This is a genomic window from Citrobacter sp. MGH106 (assembly GCF_001037495.1).
GTDB lineage: Bacteria > Pseudomonadota > Gammaproteobacteria > Enterobacterales > Enterobacteriaceae > Citrobacter > Citrobacter murliniae.
On record NZ_KQ089822.1, the window covers coordinates 1,622,305 to 1,642,913 of the forward strand.

22 protein-coding genes are annotated in these 20,609 nt (G+C 52.3%); 10 read left to right on the plus strand and 12 right to left on the minus strand.

Features of this window, described 5'->3' with window-relative positions:
- Positions 1 to 81: 81 nt before the first annotated feature.
- From fliK to fliF, 6 genes are read right to left on the minus strand one after another with little or no spacing between them, the layout of a single operon-like run.
- Entirely contained in the window at positions 82 to 1,296 is a 1,215-nt protein-coding gene (gene fliK / locus SK36_RS07650) for a flagellar hook length control protein FliK (RefSeq protein WP_048221223.1), read from the minus strand.
- Positions 1,293 to 1,736 carry a flagellar export protein FliJ gene (gene fliJ, locus SK36_RS07655; RefSeq protein ID WP_045444334.1) on the minus strand — a complete coding sequence of 148 codons (444 nt, stop codon included), beginning with the start codon at positions 1,734 to 1,736 and terminating at the stop codon, positions 1,293 to 1,295. Before fliJ ends, fliK begins: the two co-directional genes overlap by 4 nt.
- 21 nt (positions 1,737 to 1,757) lie before the next feature.
- Positions 1,758 to 3,128 (minus strand): flagellar protein export ATPase FliI, encoded by a 1,371-nt coding sequence (gene fliI / locus SK36_RS07660; protein WP_045444331.1) that lies wholly within the window; start codon positions 3,126 to 3,128, stop codon positions 1,758 to 1,760.
- Positions 3,128 to 3,835 carry a flagellar assembly protein FliH gene (gene fliH, locus SK36_RS07665; RefSeq protein WP_045444329.1) on the minus strand — a complete coding sequence of 236 codons (708 nt, stop codon included), beginning with the start codon at positions 3,833 to 3,835 and terminating at the stop codon, positions 3,128 to 3,130. The genes fliI and fliH overlap by 1 nt, the downstream gene beginning before the upstream one ends.
- Positions 3,828 to 4,823, minus strand: coding sequence for a flagellar motor switch protein FliG (gene fliG / locus SK36_RS07670; protein ID WP_045444327.1), 996 nt, complete (start codon positions 4,821 to 4,823; stop codon positions 3,828 to 3,830). The genes fliH and fliG overlap by 8 nt, the downstream gene beginning before the upstream one ends.
- A complete protein-coding gene (gene fliF / locus SK36_RS07675) occupies positions 4,816 to 6,495 on the minus strand; it encodes a flagellar basal-body MS-ring/collar protein FliF (protein WP_045444324.1) in 1,680 nt (559 codons plus the stop codon). The genes fliG and fliF overlap by 8 nt, the downstream gene beginning before the upstream one ends.
- Before the next feature lie 216 nt (positions 6,496 to 6,711).
- Between fliF and fliE the strand changes: the two genes are divergently transcribed.
- Complete coding sequence (gene fliE / locus SK36_RS07680; RefSeq protein ID WP_045444321.1) at positions 6,712 to 7,026, plus strand: flagellar hook-basal body complex protein FliE; 315 nt, start codon at positions 6,712 to 6,714, stop codon at positions 7,024 to 7,026.
- A gap of 45 nt (positions 7,027 to 7,071) precedes the next feature.
- Here fliE and yedF read toward each other — a convergent pair whose 3' ends face one another.
- Entirely contained in the window at positions 7,072 to 7,305 is a 234-nt protein-coding gene (yedF, locus tag SK36_RS07685) for a sulfurtransferase-like selenium metabolism protein YedF (RefSeq protein ID WP_000790504.1), read from the minus strand.
- Positions 7,302 to 8,507, minus strand: coding sequence for a selenium metabolism membrane protein YedE/FdhT (gene yedE, locus SK36_RS07690; protein WP_048221225.1), 1,206 nt, complete (start codon positions 8,505 to 8,507; stop codon positions 7,302 to 7,304). The genes yedF and yedE overlap by 4 nt, the downstream gene beginning before the upstream one ends.
- A gap of 185 nt (positions 8,508 to 8,692) precedes the next feature.
- On the opposite strand from yedE, the gene yedD reads away from it, so the two are divergent.
- Positions 8,693 to 9,106: a lipoprotein YedD gene (gene yedD / locus SK36_RS07695; protein WP_048221226.1), complete on the plus strand. Its 414-nt coding sequence runs from the start codon at positions 8,693 to 8,695 to the stop codon at positions 9,104 to 9,106.
- Positions 9,107 to 9,145: 39 nt separating this feature from the next.
- Here the strand turns inward: yedD and amyA are convergent, their stop codons facing one another.
- From amyA to fliD, 4 genes are all read right to left on the minus strand, one after another.
- Entirely contained in the window at positions 9,146 to 10,633 is a 1,488-nt protein-coding gene (gene amyA / locus SK36_RS07700) for an alpha-amylase (RefSeq protein WP_048221227.1), read from the minus strand.
- A 71-nt stretch (positions 10,634 to 10,704) separates the two neighbouring features.
- Positions 10,705 to 11,073: a flagella biosynthesis regulatory protein FliT gene (gene fliT / locus SK36_RS07705; RefSeq protein WP_045444309.1), complete on the minus strand. Its 369-nt coding sequence runs from the start codon at positions 11,071 to 11,073 to the stop codon at positions 10,705 to 10,707.
- Positions 11,073 to 11,480, minus strand: a complete 408-nt coding sequence (gene fliS, locus SK36_RS07710) for a flagellar export chaperone FliS (protein ID WP_045444306.1) — start codon at positions 11,478 to 11,480, stop codon at positions 11,073 to 11,075. The genes fliT and fliS overlap by 1 nt, the downstream gene beginning before the upstream one ends.
- A gap of 15 nt (positions 11,481 to 11,495) precedes the next feature.
- Complete coding sequence (gene fliD / locus SK36_RS07715) at positions 11,496 to 12,899, minus strand: flagellar filament capping protein FliD (protein WP_048221229.1); 1,404 nt, start codon at positions 12,897 to 12,899, stop codon at positions 11,496 to 11,498.
- A gap of 255 nt (positions 12,900 to 13,154) precedes the next feature.
- Between fliD and SK36_RS07720 the strand changes: the two genes are divergently transcribed.
- The 8 genes from SK36_RS07720 to sdiA all read left to right on the plus strand — a co-directional run bounded on the left by SK36_RS07720 (position 13,155) and on the right by sdiA (position 20,594).
- Complete coding sequence (locus SK36_RS07720; protein WP_048221231.1) at positions 13,155 to 14,663, plus strand: FliC/FljB family flagellin; 1,509 nt, start codon at positions 13,155 to 13,157, stop codon at positions 14,661 to 14,663.
- Positions 14,664 to 14,825: 162 nt separating this feature from the next.
- Positions 14,826 to 15,545, plus strand: coding sequence for an RNA polymerase sigma factor FliA (locus SK36_RS07725; protein WP_045444297.1), 720 nt, complete (start codon positions 14,826 to 14,828; stop codon positions 15,543 to 15,545).
- Positions 15,546 to 15,600: 55 nt separating this feature from the next.
- A complete protein-coding gene (gene fliZ, locus SK36_RS07730) occupies positions 15,601 to 16,152 on the plus strand; it encodes a flagella biosynthesis regulatory protein FliZ (RefSeq protein WP_045444294.1) in 552 nt (183 codons plus the stop codon).
- Between the two features lie 100 nt (positions 16,153 to 16,252).
- On the plus strand, positions 16,253 to 17,053 hold the full coding sequence (gene tcyJ / locus SK36_RS07735) for a cystine ABC transporter substrate-binding protein (protein WP_045444291.1): 801 nt from the start codon (positions 16,253 to 16,255) through the stop codon (positions 17,051 to 17,053).
- A 166-nt stretch (positions 17,054 to 17,219) separates the two neighbouring features.
- A complete protein-coding gene (gene dcyD, locus SK36_RS07740; RefSeq protein WP_048221233.1) occupies positions 17,220 to 18,206 on the plus strand; it encodes a D-cysteine desulfhydrase in 987 nt (328 codons plus the stop codon).
- A gap of 21 nt (positions 18,207 to 18,227) precedes the next feature.
- A complete protein-coding gene (tcyL, locus tag SK36_RS07745; protein ID WP_045444284.1) occupies positions 18,228 to 18,896 on the plus strand; it encodes a cystine ABC transporter permease in 669 nt (222 codons plus the stop codon).
- Complete coding sequence (tcyN, locus tag SK36_RS07750) at positions 18,893 to 19,645, plus strand: L-cystine ABC transporter ATP-binding protein TcyN (RefSeq protein ID WP_045444281.1); 753 nt, start codon at positions 18,893 to 18,895, stop codon at positions 19,643 to 19,645. The genes tcyL and tcyN overlap by 4 nt, the downstream gene beginning before the upstream one ends.
- Positions 19,646 to 19,871: 226 nt before the next feature.
- On the plus strand, positions 19,872 to 20,594 hold the full coding sequence (gene sdiA / locus SK36_RS07755; protein WP_045444278.1) for a quorum-sensing transcriptional regulator SdiA: 723 nt from the start codon (positions 19,872 to 19,874) through the stop codon (positions 20,592 to 20,594).
- Positions 20,595 to 20,609: the final 15 nt, after the last annotated feature.

The following is a 20,609-nucleotide window of genomic DNA, read 5'->3' on the forward strand; positions in this document are numbered from 1 at the left end:
TACAGCTTATGGGCTGATTATCCCGTGTCCTGTCCACGACAAAGCGTGGAAAAGACGCGGATAATCATGCTACCTCTGGCGTTAGGCGAAGATGTCTACTGCGCCATCACCGCGCGCAATGGCTTGCAACGAGGCCGGTGCTGCCATCATTGCTTCATCTTCGGAGGCAAAAAGATCTTGCCCGTGGGCGCGACCAGTCTGTTGCTGCTGGGCAGATGACTGCTGTTGACCGGCAAAACTTTCGCTGCTGATGCTACTTTGCCCCAACTGGATCCCGCTTTCAGCCAACTGAGTGCGCAGCATCGGTAATGCCGCTTCCAGTGCCGCTCGAACATGGCTATGCGGCGACATCATTTGCAACTGCGCCATGTTGTCATCGAGCTTGAGAGAAATTTGTACCTGACCCAAATCCTGCGGATGCAGACGCAGTTCGGCGCTTTGCTGGCCCTGACGAGTGAACAACGTAACGTGCTGGCTCAGCGATTGCTGCCATTCGTGGCTACCCAATGGCGCGCTCAATACCGGTGCGGCTGTGGGCAGTGGCTGCGCGTGTGTTTGGCTGCCAACCGGCGGTGCTATTGCTACACTCGCGGTCGTTGGCGAGGGGGCGCTCTCGATCTCAGTTCTGGCAGCAGCGGCAGCCGCCATCGGTGTTAATGTCGGATTACTGGCCTGATCAACGCCACTGGTGTGTACTGCGGTATCCGTTTTACCTTTTTTCATGTCACCTGCTGCGAGCGCCGCGGTATTATCCACATTAGCACCGTGCGCATTGCCGCGTAACAGGGTGGCCAGGGCGGTATCGGCCGGTGCAGTCGGTGTGTCAGCGGCTGGCGTAACGGCTGGTTGACCTGGCAGCATGGCGAACAGCGCACTCAGCTTGGCGAGATCTTCATCGCTCAGCGTTGTCGTTTTTTCGTCCTGTTGGGCGGCCTTGCTCAACGTTGACAGGGCATTGACTTTCAGCGACGGGGTAAGTGCTGACAGCAGTTGCTGTGCGTCAGTCAAATCGCCCAGCGTGGCATCTGTCTGCACCTCTTTTTGTGCCAGGAGGTCGGCTAGCTTTGCTGTTTGCGTGGTGTCGCCATTTTTTTGCAGCAATCCCTTTTGCAGTTTGCTTCCTGCCGCCTGTAAATCCGCAAGGGACAGTGGCGCATCTTTACCCTGCGCGTCGCCCGCGCCTAGTGCGCCAGCCAGCAGAGCTAAAAAATCCTCGGGTGAATCTACCGCTTTTCCTGACTGAAGACCTGCGGCTACGTCGGTGTCGGTGGTGATCAGTTGGGGCAAAGTAATCATTCGGGTTTCCTCATAGCTGCACGCTGAGCAAATTCATCCATTTTCTTCTGATCCAGTCGGTTTTCAGCCAGTAAGGCCGCCGTGGTCTGTCTGTCCTGCAGAGTCTGCCATGCCTGAAGCCGTTGCTTTTTATCGCGCCAGCTGTTGAGCGCCTGGTCAACTTTCTGCGTCCACTGATTAAGCTGTTGGCGATGCTGTTCAATCGCTTTTTCCAGCGTTTGAATAAATTGCTGGTAGTTAATCCAGCGGTTACTGGTAATACCCTGACCCATATCGCTATTAAGATTGGTACGGTACTCATGCTGATAATCGATCAGCATCTTCAACTGTTCTTCCGCCTGCTGACATCCACGACGCATTTCTCCCAAAAGAATCGCGGCGTCATCTACCTCTTTTTCAGCCAGGTCTTTCAGCGTTGCCAGCGCACCATGTTGTGCCATGACCTATGTTCTCCTGCTTTATCACACCCCAGGGAAAATCAGATCCAAAGCCTGCAGGGAGTCTTCCCAGTCGGCTCGTTCAAAGATGCCTTGCTGTAAAAATGCTTCCAGTTGCGGCCACAAGGCGATGGCTTTATCCAGCATCGGATCGCTGCCTTTGGCATACGCGCCCACGCTGACTAAATCGCGGTTACGCTGGAAACTGGACAGTAGTTGTTTAAAGTTACGCACCCGCGCATAGTGTTTTTCACTGATGAGCGCGGTCATTGCGCGGCTGATTGACGCCTCGATATCTATTGCCGGATAGTGGCCAGCTTCAGCCAGATGACGAGACAGGACAATGTGTCCGTCAAGGATCGCACGGGCGGAGTCGGCTATCGGATCCTGCTGGTCATCGCCCTCGGTCAGTACGGTATAAAATGCGGTAACTGAACCGCCGCCGTGAATACCGTTCCCGGCACGTTCCACCAGCGCAGGCAATTTCGCAAACACCGATGGCGGATAGCCTTTGGTCGCGGGCGGTTCGCCGATAGCCAGAGCAATCTCACGCTGCGCCATCGCGTAGCGGGTGAGGGAATCCATAATCAGCAGCACGTGCTGACCGCGATCGCGAAAATCTTCGGCAATGCGTGTGGCATAAGCGGCACCCTGCATACGCAACAGCGGGGACACATCCGCCGGAGCGGCAATCACCACGGAGCGTGCGCGACCGTCAGCCCCGAGAATATTTTCGATAAAGTCTTTAACTTCGCGACCACGTTCGCCTATCAGGCCAACGACGATAACATCGGCCTGGGTGTAACGTGCCATCATGCCGAGCAGGACACTTTTACCGACGCCGGAACCGGCGAAAAGCCCCATACGCTGACCTCGTCCAACGGTTAACAGCGCATTGATTGGGCGCACTCCGGTATCCAGCACGTGTTCAATCGCGGTACGTTGCAGCGGGTTAAACGGTGGCGTGATTAACGCACCGGTTTCCGTAGTATCGGGAGCAGGCAGGCCATCGAGCGGTTTACCGCTGCCGTCGAGAACACGCCCCAACAGGGCCGGGCCAAGCGGCAATTGTTTTCCGCTTTGCAGTCCTTCACCTGCAATGTTTTTCGCGTAAACGCGTGCACCGGGCAGAACGCCTTCAACTTCTTCGAGCGGCATCAGAAACAGCCGTTGGCCGTTAAAGCCCACTACCTCGCTTTCAACTTCCTGAGTTTCAGTACCTTCCTGACGCTCAATGACGCAGGTTGCGCCCAGCGGCAGTTGTAAGCCTGTAGCCTCCAGTACCAGCCCCGTTGCACGGGTCAGGCGTCCGTAGCGACGCACAGACGGTAGCAGCGACATTTTCTCTTCGAAGTTATCCAGCGTATTGAGCCAGCGAGTCAGGCGCGTTGTCATTACACGACTCCTGGTGCTGCCAGGCGGCAAAGTTCTTGCCAGCGTGTAGCAACGCTGGCGTCAAGATCGCCTTCGTCGGCCGACACTTTGCACCCGCCATGGTGCAAAGTAGGGTCGCCGCGTAGCCGCCAACCGTGCAGGCTAAGGGTCGCGCCCAGCATCTCTTCTACACGCTGGAGATCGTCCGGGTGTACGCGTAACTGCGGTTTACCGCTGAACAGCGGCTCTTGTTGTAACAACTGCTGGATTTGTTTAATCAGCGCGGCGTTATCGACAATCGGTGTCTGACCAATAACCTGACGTGCTGCCTCCAGCGCCATCTGCATCAGGCGTGAGGCGATCACGCTGTCCAGCGCATCCAGCGTATTTTGAAACTCGCTCACCAGTTGCTGCATGCGGGCATGAATCGGCGCATGCTGAGCGCGGGCCTGGTTCTGACCTTGTTCCAGACCCTGTGCTAAACCATCCTGATAACCCTGCTCATGTCCTTTCTGTCGACCTTCAGCCAGACCGGCGTTATACCCCTGCTCATGGGCCTGGAGCTGCATCTGCGCCAGCTGTTGTTCAAGCTGCTGCTCAGCAGATAGCTGTGGCTCTTCTGCCTCTTCGGACAGCGGATCATCGCTGTGTTCGGCCAGTACAAACTCCGCCATTGGCGGTGCGAGATCGTCCGGTGTCCAGACTTTCCATGGCAGTTCGTTAGACATAGGTATCCTCGCCGCTGCCGATCACCATTTCGCCGGTTTCTGCCAGGCGACGCACAATAAGCAGAATAGCTTTCTGTTCGTTTTCCACCTGAGACAAACGTACCGGACCGCGGTTGGCGAGGTCGTCGCGCAGGATATCGGCGGCACGCTGCGACATATTGCGCAGGAACTTCTCGCGCAGCGGCTGTTCGGCACCTTTCAGAGCGATCAACAGCGATTCGGAATCCACTTCCTGCAGCAGACGCTGGATGCTGCGATCGTCGACATCCACCAGGTTTTCGAACAGGAACATCTCGTCGATAATTTTCTGCGCCAGCTCGCCGTCGAATTCGCGTACGGCGGTAATAACTGCTTCTTCCTGTTGTGTTTTCATCAGGTTGATAATTTCTGCTGCTGTTCTCACGCCGCCCATTTTGCTGCGTTTGAGGTTCTGACCGTCGAGCAGGCCGTTCAGTACTTCGGTCAGCTCAGCCAGTGCGGCAGGTTGCACGCCGCCGAAGGTGGCAATACGCAGCATCACATCGTGGCGTAAACGCTCGTCAAACAGCGCCAGAATATCGGCAGCCTGACCACGTTTGAGGTGTACCAGAATAGTGGCAATGATCTGCGGGTGTTCGTCGCGGATAAGGTCGGCGGCGCTTTGTGGCTCCATAAAGTTGAGCGTTTCAATGCCGCTGGTGGTATCGCGAGTTTCCAGAATATCTTCCAGCAGGCTGGAGGCACGTTCTTCGCCCAGCGCTTTCACCAGGACAGAACGCAGGTATTCGTTAGCGTTGATGTTCAGCGCCGCGAACTGTTCTGCTTCTTGCTCAAACTCGGCCAGTACATCCGTCAATTGCTTATTGGAGATCTGCCGGACATTGGCCATCGCCGTACTGAGTGCCTGAACTTCGCGCGTGGAAAGGTGCTTAAACACCTCAGCCGCGCGATCTTCGCCAATGGTCATCAGTAAAATGACGCTTTTATCGGTGCCGCTAAGATTACTCATGTTCGTTATTTATCCACTGGCGGATGACCAGCGCCACGACGCGCGGATCGTTATCTGACATTTCGCGAATACGCTGGCTCATGACTTCTGCACCCAGACGCTGATTCGTACGACGTTGCTGGGTCTGCTCATCTTTGCTGAGACGAACTTCTACCGCTTCTTCGGTTTCCTGACGGACTCGCGTCTGCTCGTTCGCGGCTTTCGCCTCTTCGCTGCGACGCAGGAGTTGCGGACGTACTGCTTTACGCCACAGGATCCAGGCAACCAGCAGAACCAGTAACCAACGTCCGGCAACCATCAGCTGTTCAATAAAGGACTGCTGCTGCCAGAACGGTAACTCTCCGCCTGTTTCGTCTGTCGCCGTGAAGGGTGAATTCACCACGTTGAGGGTATCGCCGCGTTTATCGGAGAAGCCCATAGCTTCGCGGGTCAGGTCCTCAATTTGTTTCATCTGATCAGCGGTTAACGGCAGGGGCTTGCCATCCGGCAACGTTTTATAGTTGACCACGACCGCTACGGAGAGGCGTTGCACATCGCCCACATTCATCTTGGTGTGACGAATGGTACGGTCGACTTCGTAGTTGCTGGTCTCATTGCGCTGGGTATTACGCGGGCTAGTGTTGGCGTTATTGGCCGTCTGCGTCGTTTGTGCATTCTGTGCATTTTGCTGATTAGCCGGTGGCGTAGCGATTGGTGCGGTATTAGCCGGGGCTGGCTGATTAGACAACGCTCCTGGAACTCCGCCAGGATACCCACTACCTATCTGCTCGCTGACGTTCAACTGACGTGAACGCAGTACCGCCTGCGACTCATCGCCGTTCGGACTGTACTGCTCTTCGGTTTGCTCTTTGCTGGCAAAATCCAGCTGTGCGGTAACCTGCGCGTGGACGTTACCGTTACCGACGATAGGGGACAGGATCGATTCAATACGACGCTGAACACGACTTTCAACATCGCTGGCATATTTCAACTGCGCATCGTTCAGATCGCGGCTGCTGGTATTCGACTGGGTTAACAGATGACCCGCCTGATCGACCAGCGTGACGTTGCCAGGCGGCAAACCCGCGACGGCACTGGAAACCAGGTGTGTTACCGCGCTAATTTGACCTTCATCAAGCGCCCGTCCCGGTTCAAGATTCACGGTGACAGAGGCAGAAGGTGATTTTTGCTCACGTACGAACAGCGAAGGTTTTGGCATCGCCAGGTGAACACGGGCGCGTTTGACCGGTCCCAAAGTTTCAATGGTACGGGCCAGCTCGCCTTCCAGCGCACGCTGGTAGTTCACTTGCTCGCTAAACTGGCTGATGCCAAATTTTTCCTGATCCAGCAGCTCAAAGCCCACCGCGCCACCTTTCGGCAGGCCTTGCTGCGCCAGGCGCAAACGCAGTTCATGGACTTTATCAGCAGGGACTTCAATAGCGCCGCTTCCCTCGGTGAAACGATAGGGAACGTTCATCTGCGTCAGTTGGGTGACGATTGCGCCGCCGTCCTGATCGGAAAGGTTGCTGAACAGTGTGCGGTAATCAGGCGCTTTGGCCCACAGGACCATCGCCACAATAATAGCGACGGCGGCAGCACCCGCCACAATCAGAGGAATTCTGGGATTCGCGCGCAGGCGATTTAACCACTCGAGAGGTTTAAGTTGGGTTGCAGTCGATGCTGTCGCACTCATCTCGCACCTCGTGGATTATCGTGGACGGCGTTTTTTGCAAAGTGGAACAAGACTCACTCCCGGGTCAGCAAACTCGAAAAATTGACGGTCTCATTATTTGCGGTTTCTCATTTTTCTATGCGCCAAAAACCGAGGTTTTTTATCGTTATTTAGCGCCTTTATCTTATTGACGAGCTGGTAATCTCTGCTAGGTAAAAAAACATCCAGGGGATCAGTATGTCGGCAATACAGGGGATTGAAGGGGTCATCAGCCAGCTACAGGCCACGGCGACGTCAGCGAAAATGCAGGATATGCAGCCACAGCCAACCGTGAGCTTTGCCGGTCAGCTGCATGCGGCGTTAGACCGAATCAGCGATGTGCAAACTGCCTCTCGCGTGCAGGCAGAAAAATTTACTCTGGGCGAACCCGGTATTGCGTTGAATGATGTGATGACCGATATGCAAAAAGCGTCGGTCTCAATGCAAATGGGCATTCAGGTGCGAAACAAACTGGTATCGGCGTACCAGGAAGTGATGAGCATGCAGGTGTAGTGAGCTGAAAAATCTCCCGCTGCACGACGCAACGGGAGAATAACGTTACTTCTGAATCAGATAGCGAATCGTTGGGCCATCCTGCTGAATATCCAGAACTGTATATCCGTGATTACGGGCATCCAGTGGGATATTGTTGATCGACTGCGGGCAATCGCTCACCACTTCCAGAATTTCACCTTTCTTCAACTGTGGCATCGCCTCCAGCGTTGCAACGGCCGGGTATGGGCACGGTTCACCAACCATGTCGAGGCGGTAATCAGGGACGATATTTTTCATGCGGATTCCTTAGCCGGCGTCAGCCCGGCACGGCGGAAGAAGCGTTTTTCCCAGCCAATGATCAGCATCAGCGCGGCAAACAACAGCAGATAAGTCACCAGCAGGCCACCGAGTGGACCAAAGGTATTAAGCAGATTCACTTTATCCCAACTGGTGGCAAGTGCAGGAGCAAAGTCATCCCAGTAGTACGCCAGAATGGTAGAGCCGATAACGTTACCCAGACCGACCCACCAGTAGTGCACCTGACCCTCAACTGCTCGGTACATCCAGCCAGTTTCACAGCCGCCAGCCAGCACGATCCCAAAGCCAAACAGTAAGCCACCGATCACTGCGTTGGGACCTGCCCACATGATCTTCGGCTCTACGCCCAGTTGTACATAGCTGAAAATACCGATGGCGCTGACCGCCATCCCGAAGATGATCGCTTTTGCCATATGGGTGCGCCCGGAAATCCACAGATCGCGGAAGGCCGAGGTGAAACAGATTTGCGCCCGTTCAATCAGCAGGCCAAAACCAACACCGAACAGCATGGCAAGCCCGAGCTTGGGTTTATCCATTGCCGTCAGCAGCGCCCAACCGATCATGCCGATAAACACCAGCATACCAAGGCGAAAGCGGCGACGAGCCTGCTCTGGTTTTTGCGTTAACGGTGATGCCGCGGACACTTTCTGCATTTTGACCGGAATACGAAACATTGGTAACAGGGTAAAGCGCGCGCCGAACCATGAACCAATCGCCGTAGCCAGTGCGAAGAACCAGGCATGCAGTGAGAACTGCGGAATACCGGTGAAAAACGCAGCAAGGTTACAACCCATGGCCAGACGTGCGCCGAAACCGGCAATCATCCCACCGATAATCGCCTGCATAATACGTACCCGGCTACGAGGCATGCGTAATTTAACGTTGTTGGCCCACAGCGCTGCGGCAAAGCAGCCACCGAACATACCGAGGATCATCATCCCGTCGATGCGGGTCAGCGGAGAGCCTTCGAGGTGGATCAGTTTGTAGTATCCCCACTCTTCGGCGTGAATGCCAAACAGTTGCAGGATTTGACCACCCCAGCGGGTGAATTCACCGGTAACGGCCCAGAAGGTACCCGTAATGCCGAAATAGTAAGTGGAGAGAATACCCGCCGCGATGACCGCAGGGGCAGGGGCCCAAAATTTAATTAACCAGGCCTGTTTGAAGTGTTGCCATGACATGCGTTTTGCCTCTGAACTCAGAAGGTATTTAACAAGAGTTGTGGATACTACACCGTTCAGAATTTTTGACTATTAGTAATAAGAAGTATTATTGCCTGGATCAATATTTATCCGCACACCCGAAAGGCTGGCGACATCAGGGGTTTAATGCCACAATCCCACTTTCTTCGCATGCAGGATGAATGATGAAAAAATTAGCAATCATTGGTGCGTTGCTGGCCCTTGCCGGATGCGCCGAGGTAGAAAATTATAACGACGTGGTGAAAACGCCAGCCCCCGCCGGTCTGGAAGGGTACTGGCAGTCAAAAGGTCCGCAGCGTGCGCTGGTGAGTCCGGAAGCCATCGCCAGTCTGGTGGTCACTAAAGAGGGGGATACGCTGGATTGTCGCCAGTGGCAGCGGGTGATTGCCGTGCCGGGGAAATTGACCATGATCTCCGGCGATCTCACCAACGTGACGGCGAAGCGCGAGCTGTATGAAATTGACCGCGAAGGCAATACGCTGGAATACGACGGCATGACGCTGCAACGAGTTGAGCGCCCAACGCAGGAGTGTGCCGAGGTGTTAAAGAAAACGCCACTGGCTACACCGCTGCCATAAGCTTTGTGCCCCGGTAGCCCGCGCCACCGGGGTTGTGCATTACAACACCTCTTCAATCACCCATACGCTAACGCTGCCGCCATTGCAGAAAAACGTCGCCTCGCCATTTTCGTCTGTCACCACACTTTCTTCTCGATTGCCCAGATAGTCACGCCAGGTTTTATTGGCGTAATTCACGCCGAGCGCGATGGTCTTTTCACCGTCATCACCGTTGGACAGCACTACCACACAGCCCGGATCATCGTCTGTGCCGCTCCGGCTAAAAGCAATACAGTTGGGGTGATCAAAATACAACGTTTGTATGCCATGGGCGAAGCGCTGGCGGGCCAGGATTAGCTCATCAAGCTGTTCAATGATTGGCATGTCGATAGGATAGGTTTCGCCATCGCCTCCGGTATCTTCGTAGTGCGCGCCGTATAAATCGGGATAGAAAACCGACGGTACACCATTTTCTCGCAACAGGATCAGCGCGTAGGCCAACGGTTTAAACCAGGGCTCTACGGGGGCTTCCAGCGCCTGTAACGGCTGGGTATCGTGATTGGCGACTAACGTCACCGCATGGAATGGGTCGGCCTCAACCAGCGTGTCGGTGAATATCTGGCTCATATCATAATCGCGGCCCTGACGGGACGCTTCATGAAACTTCATTTGCAAAGGGGCATCGAAAAGCATGGTTTTCCCCTCCACCTGGTTGATATAGGTTTGTAGTTTGTCCACTTCGTGAGACCAGTATTCAGCGACAATAAACAGCGGCTTTGGCGCAACCTCTTGCACGTGTTCGATCCACTCCTTATAAAACCAGGCTGGAATGTGCTTCACCGCATCGAGGCGAAAGCCGTCACAATGTGTTTGATCCATCACCCAACGTGCCCAGTATTTGAGCTCTTCGGTCACGGCATGGTTACGGAAATCGATATTCTCGCCCATCAGATAGTCAAAATTGCCTAATTCATCATCAACCTGATCGTTCCAGCCTTCACCGGTGTAATCATTAACGATTTTGAAAATGCCATCCTCGGTCGGGTTTTCGATGTGATCGATGCCGCTGAAGCATTTAAAGTCCCAGATGAATTGAGAATACTGACCCGCGCGGGCAGGGAAGGTGTAGCGTGTCCAGCCTTCACATTCGACGATCTCGTCGTCAATTTGCGTGCGGTCCTCGGCGTTAACGCGCTGGACACGGATTGCTTCTTTCTCATCCGCGCCCATTTTGTGGTTTACCACCACGTCCAGCAGGACGGCAATATCGTTGTGTTTCAGCGCATCTATTGCCGCCAGCAGTTGGTTTTTATCGCCGTATTTAGTGGCGATGGTGCCTTTTTGATCGAACTCGCCCAGATCAAACAGATCGTAAGAGTCGTAACCGACAGAATACCCGCCTGAAGCGCCTTTATAGGCGGGCGGAAGCCATACCATATTGATGCCGATATCATTGAGTCCGCCAGCGCGTGCGGCAAGTTCGGACCACAGGTGACCACCATCAGGGTAATACCAGTGGAAGTACTGCAATAACGTGGGATTTTTCATCTTCCGTGCTCCAGAAGTCGATTGGCCGACCTCTGGAGTATGGAAGATTATTCAGGCGAGACGGGAAATTATTATGGGGTGGTTGGAGCGTCGGGAACCAACAGCATGCCAGAAAGACGACCATAGGCGTTATTCAGCGTCTTCTGACGGGTTGACTGACCGATCAGACCGCTGAGTTCATCCAGCCGCTGTTGCAGCAATGCTTTGAGTAACTGTTCGTTATCCAGCGTCTGTTTAATATACCCGGCAACCAGATCCTGAACGCTTCGCGTAATGCCTGGTGGAGTTTTTTCTTCCATGACCACTTCAATACTTTGCAGATAGCTAACTTCCTGTTCCAGTAAAAGGTCCCATTCACCGCGCTGCGCCAGTTCCAGCAGCGAGTGACTGAGTAGCGCGATGCGCTGCCAACGGTTGATAAACTCCACGGCTGAGGTCATTAACGGGACTCCTGGGACGACGCGTTGGGTGAGATCTGTTTCCAGGCTTCCGCAATATTGCCGAGCAATGCTTCGACTTCTTCAATGGCCTGGCAATCATTGTTCAGATTTGCGTGCAACAAACGACGAACCATATAGTCATAAAGTGATGACAGATGGGTTGCGAGCTCCCCACCTTTTTCATGGTCCAGGCCTGCCTTCAGGCCATTGTCGATAATATTGATCGCCTTGCTCAATGCTTCACCTTTGGCAACGATATCACCCTGCTGCATAAACAGGCGAGCGCGCACCAGGGCGCTGTGCGCGCCATCAAACAACATTTCGATCAGCTGATGCGGACTGGCGCTCATCACGGCGCTCTCCACACTGACCTGTGCATAGGCTTTGGTACCGCTCGCGGTATACATGCTTACCTCGTGTTATCAGGAATTATTCATCGCTGAAAATTGTTGACCCAGATAAGTACTGGTGCTGTTCAGTTTGCTCATCATTGAGTCCAGTTGCGTAAACTGCGCTTTATAGCGTGCCACGACTTCGTCAATGCTATTACTTACGGTCAGATACTGCTTAGTCAGCAGTTTCAGATTGGCGTTAATATTGTCCTGCGCATTGTCGATAATGCCGTCATCAGCCAGATAGCTTTTTACTTCAGTGGCAATCTTGGTGGTAATCCCCGTTTCTTTGCCATCGCCAACCAGCAGTTCGCGGGTGGCTGCTGTGTTATCTTTCAGCGCTTTAGCCAGCTTCTCTTCATCAATTTTTAGCTTACCGGTGCCGCCGTCCTGAGTAATGCCAATCTCAGACATGGTTTTAAACGGGGATTCGCTGCCACTGTTCGCAAATGGAGCACGAATACCGTTTTGGATAGTACGTAAAACACTGTCACCCAACAGTGCGCCGTTATCCGTACTTGCTGCTTCACCCGGTTCAACTTCTTTATATTTAGTCAGCGTGCCAAAGGTATCGACCAGCGAGTTATAGGCATCCACCCAGGTCTTAATTGCGGCAGTGGCCTTTTCATCACTTTTTGTGACAGTGATGGAAGCATCTTTGATTTCTTTGGTCAGCTCAAGCGTGATGCCTTGCGGTGCGTCGGTTACGGTATTGCTTTGACGTTCAATATCGATGCCGTTGACGGTCAACTGTGCATTTTGCGCACCGACCAGTTGTTTCATCTTCCCGCTGCCGGCTTTGCTGTCATAAGACAGTAAATCGTTCAGTTTCGTATCATTCGACACCGAGATCGTCATTTCGCTTTCGGTGCCGCTCTCTGCGGTTAATACCAACTGGTAATCGTCATCTTTCACTTTTACCAGGCTTGCAGAAATGCCGCTGTCTGCATCGTTAATGGCATCCCGGATATCTTCGAGAGAGGTTTCGCCTTTGCCTAACTTGATTTCCAGCGGTTCTTTACGGCCTGGCTGTGAGATCGTAATAGTGCGCTCATCAACGCTGGTATCGCCCAACTGTTCTTTGGTAGAGGTAATCTTTGACGTAGTCGATAACGACTGCGCCTGTGCCAGTTGGGTCACGCTAACGGTATATTTACCCGGAGCCGCACCTGCGCTGGTGCTGACTTTTAAATCTTCTGTGCTGCTGGTGGCTGTGGTGCTTTTAAACAGATCGGCGCTGTTTAGTGCGGTATTCGCCGTCTGAAATTTTTCTAATGCACTTTTTAGCGTGCCGTAAGCGGTAAGACGCGAGGTGTTAGCGCTCTGTTGCTGGGTAATAGGCGTTAAGCGCTTTTTCTCAGCCGTCGTTAAGTTTGTCAGCAATGTATCCAGCGGTAAGTTCGAACCAACGCCCAGTGATGTAAATGAAGGCATGCCTAATTCCTTGTGATTGCAAACAGTAGTTAAGCGCTTTATCGGCAATCTGCGCGCAAAGTTTAATAATAGTTTTGCAAAAATAATGCGCAGAATAGTGGCAATTAAAGAGGGTATTTCAGGGGCTAAGAAAAAAGAGGGCGGAAAGTGAAAATTTTCTAAAGTTCGAAATTAACGTGCCGATACATGGGTTACGGTGAGAAACCGTGGGCAACAGCCCAATAACATCAAGTTGTAATTGATAAGGAAAAGATCATGGCACAAGTCATCAATACAAACAGCCTGTCGCTGTTGACCCAGAATAACCTGAACAAATCTCAGTCTTCCCTGAGCTCCGCTATCGAGCGTCTGTCTTCCGGCCTGCGTATCAACAGCGCGAAAGACGATGCTGCTGGTCAGGCTATCGCTAACCGCTTCACCTCTAACATCAAAGGTCTGACTCAGGCGTCCCGTAACGCCAACGATGGTATCTCCATCGCGCAGACCACCGAAGGTTCTCTGTCTGAAATCAACAACAACCTGCAGCGTGTTCGTGAGCTGGCGGTTCAGTCTTCTACTGGTACCAACTCCCAGTCTGACCTCGACTCCATCCAGGCTGAAATCACTCAGCGTCTGAACGAAATCGACCGCGTATCCGGTCAGACCCAGTTCAACGGCGTGAAAGTACTGGCGAAAGACAACACCCTGACCATCCAGGTCGGTGCCAACGATGGCGAAACCATCGATATCAACCTGCAGGAAATCAACTCCAAAACCCTGGGGCTGGATTCACTGAACGTGCAGCAGAAATATAAGGTTTCTGATGTGGCTGCTGATTTTGGGTATCAGGATAAGGCTGGTATTACAATTGATAAAGCGGACATGGCTGCGGCATTAACCACTATTAAAACCAAAGATGCTGCGGCAACCGCTGTAGCTATTAAAGGTGAAGTGCAGTTTGATGCGGAAAATAACAAATATTATGCAGAGTTAGATGTTACCGGTGGCGCTGCTACAACCAGTGGTATTTATGAAGTTAAGGTTGCGGCTGCAGATGGTAAAGTGACATTAGCCGATGCTGACAAAGATGTTCTTCCAAAAGTCACAAAAGATGTTAAGTCATTCCAGGAAGCTGTACCAATTGATCTTACTAATGCAAAAGCAGCTTTGATTAAAGGTGGGGCTGATACTACTGATGCAGGTACCGCTAAACTGGTCAAAGTATCCTTCACTGATAACAATGGTAAGGCTATTGATGGGGGTTATGCTCTCAAAACTGATAGTGGCAAATACTATGCAGCTTCTGTAGACGACAATAAAGCAGTGTCTATTAAAGAAGTAGAATATACTGATAAGAATGGTAAGGCCGCAATTGCTGCAGTGCAACTCGGTGGTGTCAACGGTAAAACAGAAATTGCTAACGTCGGTGGCAAAGACTATCTCGCTGAGAAAGTAAAAGATCACAATTTCAAAGCTGAACCAAAATTGAATGAAATTGCGACTGCTACTACCGAAAGCCCGCTGGCGAAAATTGACGCGGCGCTGGCGAAAGTTGCTGACCTGCGTTCCGACCTGGGTGCGGTACAGAACCGTTTCAACTCTACCATCACTAACCTGGGCAACACCGTAAACAACCTGTCTGAAGCCCGTAGCCGTATCGAAGATGCTGACTACGCGACCGAAGTGTCCAACATGTCTCGTGCAAACATTCTGCAACAGGCGGGTACTTCTGTTCTGGCTCAGGCTAACCAGACCACGCAGAACGTTCTGTCTCTGCTGCGTTAATTTACACTTATCGCGCAAACCCCGCTACGGCGGGGTTTTTTACATTCAGCTTTACCCGTAACCCCCAAATAACCCCTCATTTCACCCACTATTCACCCGATTAAAACCCCTGCAGAAACGGATAATCATGCCGATAACTCATTTAACGCAGGGCTGTTTATCGTGAATTCACTGTATACCGCTGAAGGTGTAATGGATAAACACTCGCTGTGGCAGCGTTATGTACCGTTGGTGCGTCACGAAGCATTGCGCCTTCAGGTGCGCTTGCCGGCGAGCGTAGAACTGGATGACCTGCTACAAGCGGGCGGCATCGGGTTATTGAATGCAGTTGACCGATATGACGCTTTGCAAGGAACGGCATTTACCACTTACGCAGTGCAGCGTATTCGTGGAGCTATGCTGGACGAACTACGCAGCCGGGATTGGGTGCCGCGTAGTGTCCGGCGCAATGCTCGCGAAGTGGCACAGGCGATGGGGCAACTGGAGCAGGAATTAGGGCGCAACGCGACGGAAACCGAAGTGGCGGAGCGTCTGGCTATTCCTGTGCAAGAGTATCGTCAGATGTTGCTTGATACCAATAACAGCCAACTCTTCTCATACGATGAGTGGCGGGAAGAGCATGGCGATAGTATTGAGCTGGTGACCGAAGAGCACCAGCAGGAAAACCCGTTACAACAGCTTCTTGAGGGGAACCTGCGCCAGCGCGTGATGGACGCGATTGACGCGTTGCCGGAGCGCGAGAAACTGGTGTTGACGCTGTACTACCAGGAAGAGCTGAATCTGAAAGAGATTGGTGCTGTTCTGGAAGTGGGCGAATCACGGGTCAGTCAGTTGCACAGCCAGGCTATCAAACGTCTACGCACCAAACTGGGTAAGCTCTAGGGGTAATTTTACCCCTGAACAATGCCGCATAACGTATTGACTACCAGGAGTTATCATGACGGTGCAGCAATCAAAAAGACGGCCTCTAAGCCGCTACCTCAAAGATTTCAAACACAGCCAGACGCATTGCGCCCATTGCTTTAAGTTACTCGACAGGATCACGTTGGTCCGCCGGGGACAGATTGTGAATAAAATCGCTATCGCCCGCCTGGATACGCTGATGGATGACGCCGCCTGGGAGCAGGAAAAAAAAGAGTGGGTGGCGTTATGCCGTTTTTGCGGTGATTTGCATTGCAAAGAACAAAGCGACTTTTTTGACATCATCGGCTTTAAACAATTTTTGTTTGAGCAAACCGAGATGAGCCACGGTACGGTACGCGAATATGTCGTTCGCCTGCGTCGCCTCGGCAATCATCTGACCGAGCAGAATATCTCCCATGACCTGCTGCAGGAAGGATTCCTCGACGAAAACCTCGCCCCGTGGTTACCGCAAACCAGTACTAACAATTACCGCATTGCGCTGCGAAAATATGAGCAGTTTAAAGCCCATACGCATATGGGACATATGCAGAAATCCTCCTGGACAGCCAGTTCTGATATATATTAAAAACGAATAAGGTGTAACAGAGTCGTGTTTGTGGATCACGGCAAACGCTTTACACTATGCTCATAAATAGCAGTCACTAATGACAATATTCGGGGTAACTATGAAATTAGCACTTCTGGGACGTCAGGCTCTGATGGGTGTAATGGCTGTTGCACTTGTCGCCGGAATGAGTGTAAAGACTTATGCGGATGAAGGTCTGTTAAATAAAGTGAAAGAGCGCGGCACGCTGCTGGTGGGTCTTGAAGGGACCTATCCCCCGTTTAGTTTTCAGGGTGATGACGGCAAGTTGACCGGTTTTGAAGTGGAATTTGCCCAGGAACTGGCAAAGCACCTTGGGGTTCAGGCCTCGCTGAAGCCGACCAAATGGGATGGCATGCTGGCATCACTTGATTCAAAGCGCATTGATGTCGTCATCAACCAGGTGACCATCTCTGACGAACGTAAGAAAAAATATGATTTCTCTACCCCGTATACGGTTTCCGGTATCCAGGCGCTGGTGAAAAAAGGCAATGAAGGCGTTATTAAGACCGCTGCTGATCTGAAAGGTAAAAAAGTTGGCGTCGGTCTGGGAACCAACTATGAAGAGTGGCTGCGCCAGAACGTACAGGGCGTAGATATCCGCACCTATGATGATGATCCGACTAAATACCAGGATTTGCGCGTAGGCCGTATTGACGCCATTCTGGTTGACCGTCTGGCTGCGTTGGATCTGGTTAAGAAAACCAAAGACACGCTGGCTGTAACCGGTGAAGCCTTCTCCCGTCAGGAGTCTGGCGTGGCGCTGCGTAAAGGCAACGAAGATCTGCTGAAAGCAGTGGATGCAGCAATTGCGGATATGCAGAAAGACGGTACGCTGAAAGCCCTCTCTGAGAAATGGTTTGGGGCGGATGTGACGAAATAATCGTCACCCGAATAAAAAAGGCGCCTTTAACAGCGCCTTTTTTTATTTCACAGCGCCTTAATGTGCATAATAAAAAGAACATCACAACAACGTCTGCTCAATGGATTTTGGGTTGCAGCCAATGTACGTGCGGCCCGAAAGACAACGAGTCAATACCGGAGGCTCTATGCCACTGCATAACTTAACGCGCTTTCCGCGTCTGGAATTTATTGGCGCGCCAACGCCGCTCGAATATCTCCCGCGTTTTTCCGATTATCTCGGACGCGATATTTTCATTAAACGTGATGACGTCACGCCGATGGCAATGGGCGGCAATAAGCTGCGCAAGCTGGAGTTTCTGGCGGCGGACGCGCTGCGTGAAGGCGCAGATACGCTGATAACCGCGGGCGCCATTCAGTCTAACCACGTTCGCCAGACGGCGGCGGTGGCGGCGAAGCTGGGGCTACATTGCGTGGCGCTGCTGGAAAACCCGATTGGCACAACTGCTGAAAACTATCTCAGTAACGGTAACCGCCTGCTGTTAGATCTGTTCAATACCCAGATTGAAATGTGTGATGCGCTGACTGACCCGAACGCGCAGCTCCAGGAACTGGCGACACGCATTGAGGCTCAAGGGTTTCGTCCGTATGTGATCCCGGTCGGCGGTTCAAATGCGCTTGGTGCATTGGGCTATGTTGAAAGCGCGCTGGAAATTGCTCAACAGTGTGAGGGCGCGGTTGAGCTCTCTTCTGTCGTGGTAGCATCAGGCAGCGCGGGAACGCATGCCGGTCTGGCCGTTGGCCTGGAACAACTGATGCCAGGTGTTGAGCTGATAGGGGTGACCGTATCGCGCAGTGTAGCCGATCAAAAGCCTAAAGTTGTTGCACTTCAACAGGCTATTGCCAGTGAACTGGAACTGACGGCTGCGGCAGATATTCTGTTGTGGGATGAGTATTTTGCGCCGGGCTACGGTATGCCAAATGAAGAAGGCATGGAAGCGGTAAAACTGTTAGCGCGTCTGGAAGGTATCTTGTTGGATCCGGTCTATACCGGTAAAGCGATGGCAGGATTAATCGACGGCATCAGCCAGAAACGTTTTAAAGATGAAGGGCCAATTCTCTTTATTCATACCGGTGGGGCGCCTGCGCTGTTTGCCTACCATCCTCATGTGTAACGGCAAGGTAGAAAAACGCTAATGCAAGAAAGTATCCAACTGGTGATTGATTCGCTGCCATATCTGCTGAAAGGTGCGGTATTTACGCTTCAGCTGAGTATTGGCGGGATGTTTTTCGGGCTGGTGCTGGGGTTTATCCTCGCACTGATGCGCCTGTCGCCGCTGTTACCTGTCCGCTGGCTGGCGCGCTTTTACATTTCTATTTTTCGCGGAACCCCGCTGATAGCCCAGCTGTTCATGATCTATTACGGCCTGCCGCAGTTTGGCATTGAACTGGATCCTGTCCCGGCGGCGATGATTGGTCTGTCGCTGAATACGGCGGCTTACGCGGCGGAAACGCTGCGCGCGGCAATCTCCTCCATCGACAAAGGCCAGTGGGAGGCCGGGGCGAGTATTGGTATGACGCCGTGGCAGACAATGCGCAGGGCGATCCTGCCACAGGCTGCGCGCGTAGCCTTGCCGCCGCTGAGTAACAGCTTTATCAGCCTGGTGAAAGACACTTCACTGGCCGCGACGATTCAGGTACCGGAACTGTTCCGTCAGGCACAACTGATTACTTCGCGTACGCTGGAGGTGTTCACCATGTATCTGGCGGCCTCGCTGATTTACTGGGTGATGGCGACGGTGCTTTCCGCACTGCAGAACTATTTTGAAGAGCAGCTAAACCGCCAGGAGAGAGAGCCGAAATGAGTGCTATCGAAGTCAGAAACCTGGTGAAAAAATTTCACGGGCAAACGGTGCTACACGGTATCGATCTGGATGTTAAACCCGGTGAAGTCGTGGCAATTATCGGGCCGAGCGGCTCGGGGAAAACCACCCTGTTGCGTAGCATTAATTTGCTCGAGCAACCGGAGGCGGGCACGATCAAAGTTGGTGACATTACTATTGATACCGCACGCTCCCTGAATCAGCAAAAGGGATTAATCCGTCAGTTGCGTCAGCACGTGGGCTTCGTGTTCCAGAACTTTAATTTGTTTCCGCATCGTACGGTGCTGGAGAACATTATTGAAGGGCCGGTTATTGTCAAAGGTGAGGCGAAGGATGAAGCGACAGCCCGTGCGCGTGAACTGCTGGCGAAGGTAGGGCTTGCGGGTAAAGAAACAAGTTATCCGCGGCGTTTATCCGGCGGACAGCAGCAGCGCGTGGCTATTGCCCGGGCGCTGGCGATGCGTCCGGAAGTGATCCTCTTTGATGAGCCAACGTCCGCGCTTGATCCGGAACTGGTTGGCGAGGTACTGAGCACCATTCGTCAGTTGGCGCTGGAAAAACGCACCATGGTTATTGTGACGCATGAAATGAGCTTTGCACGTGATGTTGCCGACCGGGCGATATTTATGGATCAAGGACGGATAGTGGAGCAGGGACCCGCAAAGGCTTTATTTACCGATCCTCAGCAACCTCGTACTCGCCAGTTTCTTGAAAAATTTCTGATGCAATAAATAGTGCAACAGCACTCACCAAAGCCGTTTTGGTGAGTGCTCTGCATAACTATTTATAATTATTGATTTAATATTGACTCACCACTCTGCTGCAATAGCCTGTTGTTGAGCCATACTCAAGTAATTCCACACTTGTCCGATAATTTGCATATATAAAATACATTTATGTGTTAGCGTGTTCATACATTTGTGATGATTATCAATCTCAGGAGCATTACCACTTAGTATGCAGGATCATGATTTCTTCACCTGGCGACGGAGTATGCTGTTACGCTTTCAGGAAATGGCGACGGCAGAGGATGTCTATAATGAATTACAACATCAGACGCAACATCTGGAGTTCGATTTTTACGCGCTCTGTGTCCGTCATCCCGTACCATTTACCCGGCCTAAAACGGCACTCCATACGACGTATCCCAAAGCATGGGTGGCGCATTATCAATCCGAAAATTATTTCGCTATTGATCCGGTGCTGAAGCCTGAAAATTTCAGTCAGGGCCATCTGCCCTGGAATGACACGTTGTTCCGCGATGCCCAACCACTGTGGGATGCGGCGCGTAATCACGGATTACGTAAGGGGATTACCCAGTGCTTAATGTTGCCGAATCGGGCTTTGGGCTTCCTGTCTGTGTCGCGTGCGAGCGTGCGTAATAGCAGCTTTGAGCAGGATGAGGTGGAACTAAGGATGCAACTGCTAATACGGGAAAGTCTGTCAGTTCTAACTCGACTGGAAGATGACATGGTCATGACGCCGGAGATGCGTTTTAGCAAGCGGGAAAAAGAAATATTGAAATGGACCGCAGAGGGAAAAACATCTTCAGAGATAGCGATGATTCTGTCGATTTCTGAAAATACTGTTAACTTCCATCAGAAGAATATGCAGAAGAAGTTCAATGCCCCGAACAAAACACAGATTGCCTGCTATGCCGCAGCAACCGGGCTTATCTGAGTAAATTGTCGTTCT

Bases quoted from the DNA above. Each gene is read 5' to 3' on its own strand.
- fliK (WP_048221223.1), bottom strand. From the start codon at position 1,296: ATGATTACTTTGCCCCAACTGATCACCACCGACACCGACGTAGCCGCA.
- fliJ (WP_045444334.1), bottom strand. From the start codon at position 1,736: ATGGCACAACATGGTGCGCTGGCAACGCTGAAAGACCTGGCTGAAAAA.
- fliI (WP_045444331.1), bottom strand. From the start codon at position 3,128: ATGACAACGCGCCTGACTCGCTGGCTCAATACGCTGGATAACTTCGAA.
- fliH (WP_045444329.1), bottom strand. From the start codon at position 3,835: ATGTCTAACGAACTGCCATGGAAAGTCTGGACACCGGACGATCTCGCA.
- fliG (WP_045444327.1), bottom strand. From the start codon at position 4,823: ATGAGTAATCTTAGCGGCACCGATAAAAGCGTCATTTTACTGATGACC.
- fliF (WP_045444324.1), bottom strand. From the start codon at position 6,495: ATGAGTGCGACAGCATCGACTGCAACCCAACTTAAACCTCTCGAGTGG.
- fliE (WP_045444321.1), top strand. From the start codon at position 6,712: ATGTCGGCAATACAGGGGATTGAAGGGGTCATCAGCCAGCTACAGGCC.
- yedF (WP_000790504.1), bottom strand. From the start codon at position 7,305: ATGAAAAATATCGTCCCTGATTACCGCCTCGACATGGTTGGTGAACCG.
- yedE (WP_048221225.1), bottom strand. From the start codon at position 8,507: ATGTCATGGCAACACTTCAAACAGGCCTGGTTAATTAAATTTTGGGCC.
- yedD (WP_048221226.1), top strand. From the start codon at position 8,693: ATGAAAAAATTAGCAATCATTGGTGCGTTGCTGGCCCTTGCCGGATGC.
- amyA (WP_048221227.1), bottom strand. From the start codon at position 10,633: ATGAAAAATCCCACGTTATTGCAGTACTTCCACTGGTATTACCCTGAT.
- fliT (WP_045444309.1), bottom strand. From the start codon at position 11,073: ATGACCTCAGCCGTGGAGTTTATCAACCGTTGGCAGCGCATCGCGCTA.
- fliS (WP_045444306.1), bottom strand. From the start codon at position 11,480: ATGTATACCGCGAGCGGTACCAAAGCCTATGCACAGGTCAGTGTGGAG.
- fliD (WP_048221229.1), bottom strand. From the start codon at position 12,899: ATGCCTTCATTTACATCACTGGGCGTTGGTTCGAACTTACCGCTGGAT.
- SK36_RS07720 (WP_048221231.1), top strand. From the start codon at position 13,155: ATGGCACAAGTCATCAATACAAACAGCCTGTCGCTGTTGACCCAGAAT.
- fliZ (WP_045444294.1), top strand. From the start codon at position 15,601: ATGACGGTGCAGCAATCAAAAAGACGGCCTCTAAGCCGCTACCTCAAA.
- tcyJ (WP_045444291.1), top strand. From the start codon at position 16,253: ATGAAATTAGCACTTCTGGGACGTCAGGCTCTGATGGGTGTAATGGCT.
- dcyD (WP_048221233.1), top strand. From the start codon at position 17,220: ATGCCACTGCATAACTTAACGCGCTTTCCGCGTCTGGAATTTATTGGC.
- tcyL (WP_045444284.1), top strand. From the start codon at position 18,228: ATGCAAGAAAGTATCCAACTGGTGATTGATTCGCTGCCATATCTGCTG.
- tcyN (WP_045444281.1), top strand. From the start codon at position 18,893: ATGAGTGCTATCGAAGTCAGAAACCTGGTGAAAAAATTTCACGGGCAA.
- sdiA (WP_045444278.1), top strand. From the start codon at position 19,872: ATGCAGGATCATGATTTCTTCACCTGGCGACGGAGTATGCTGTTACGC.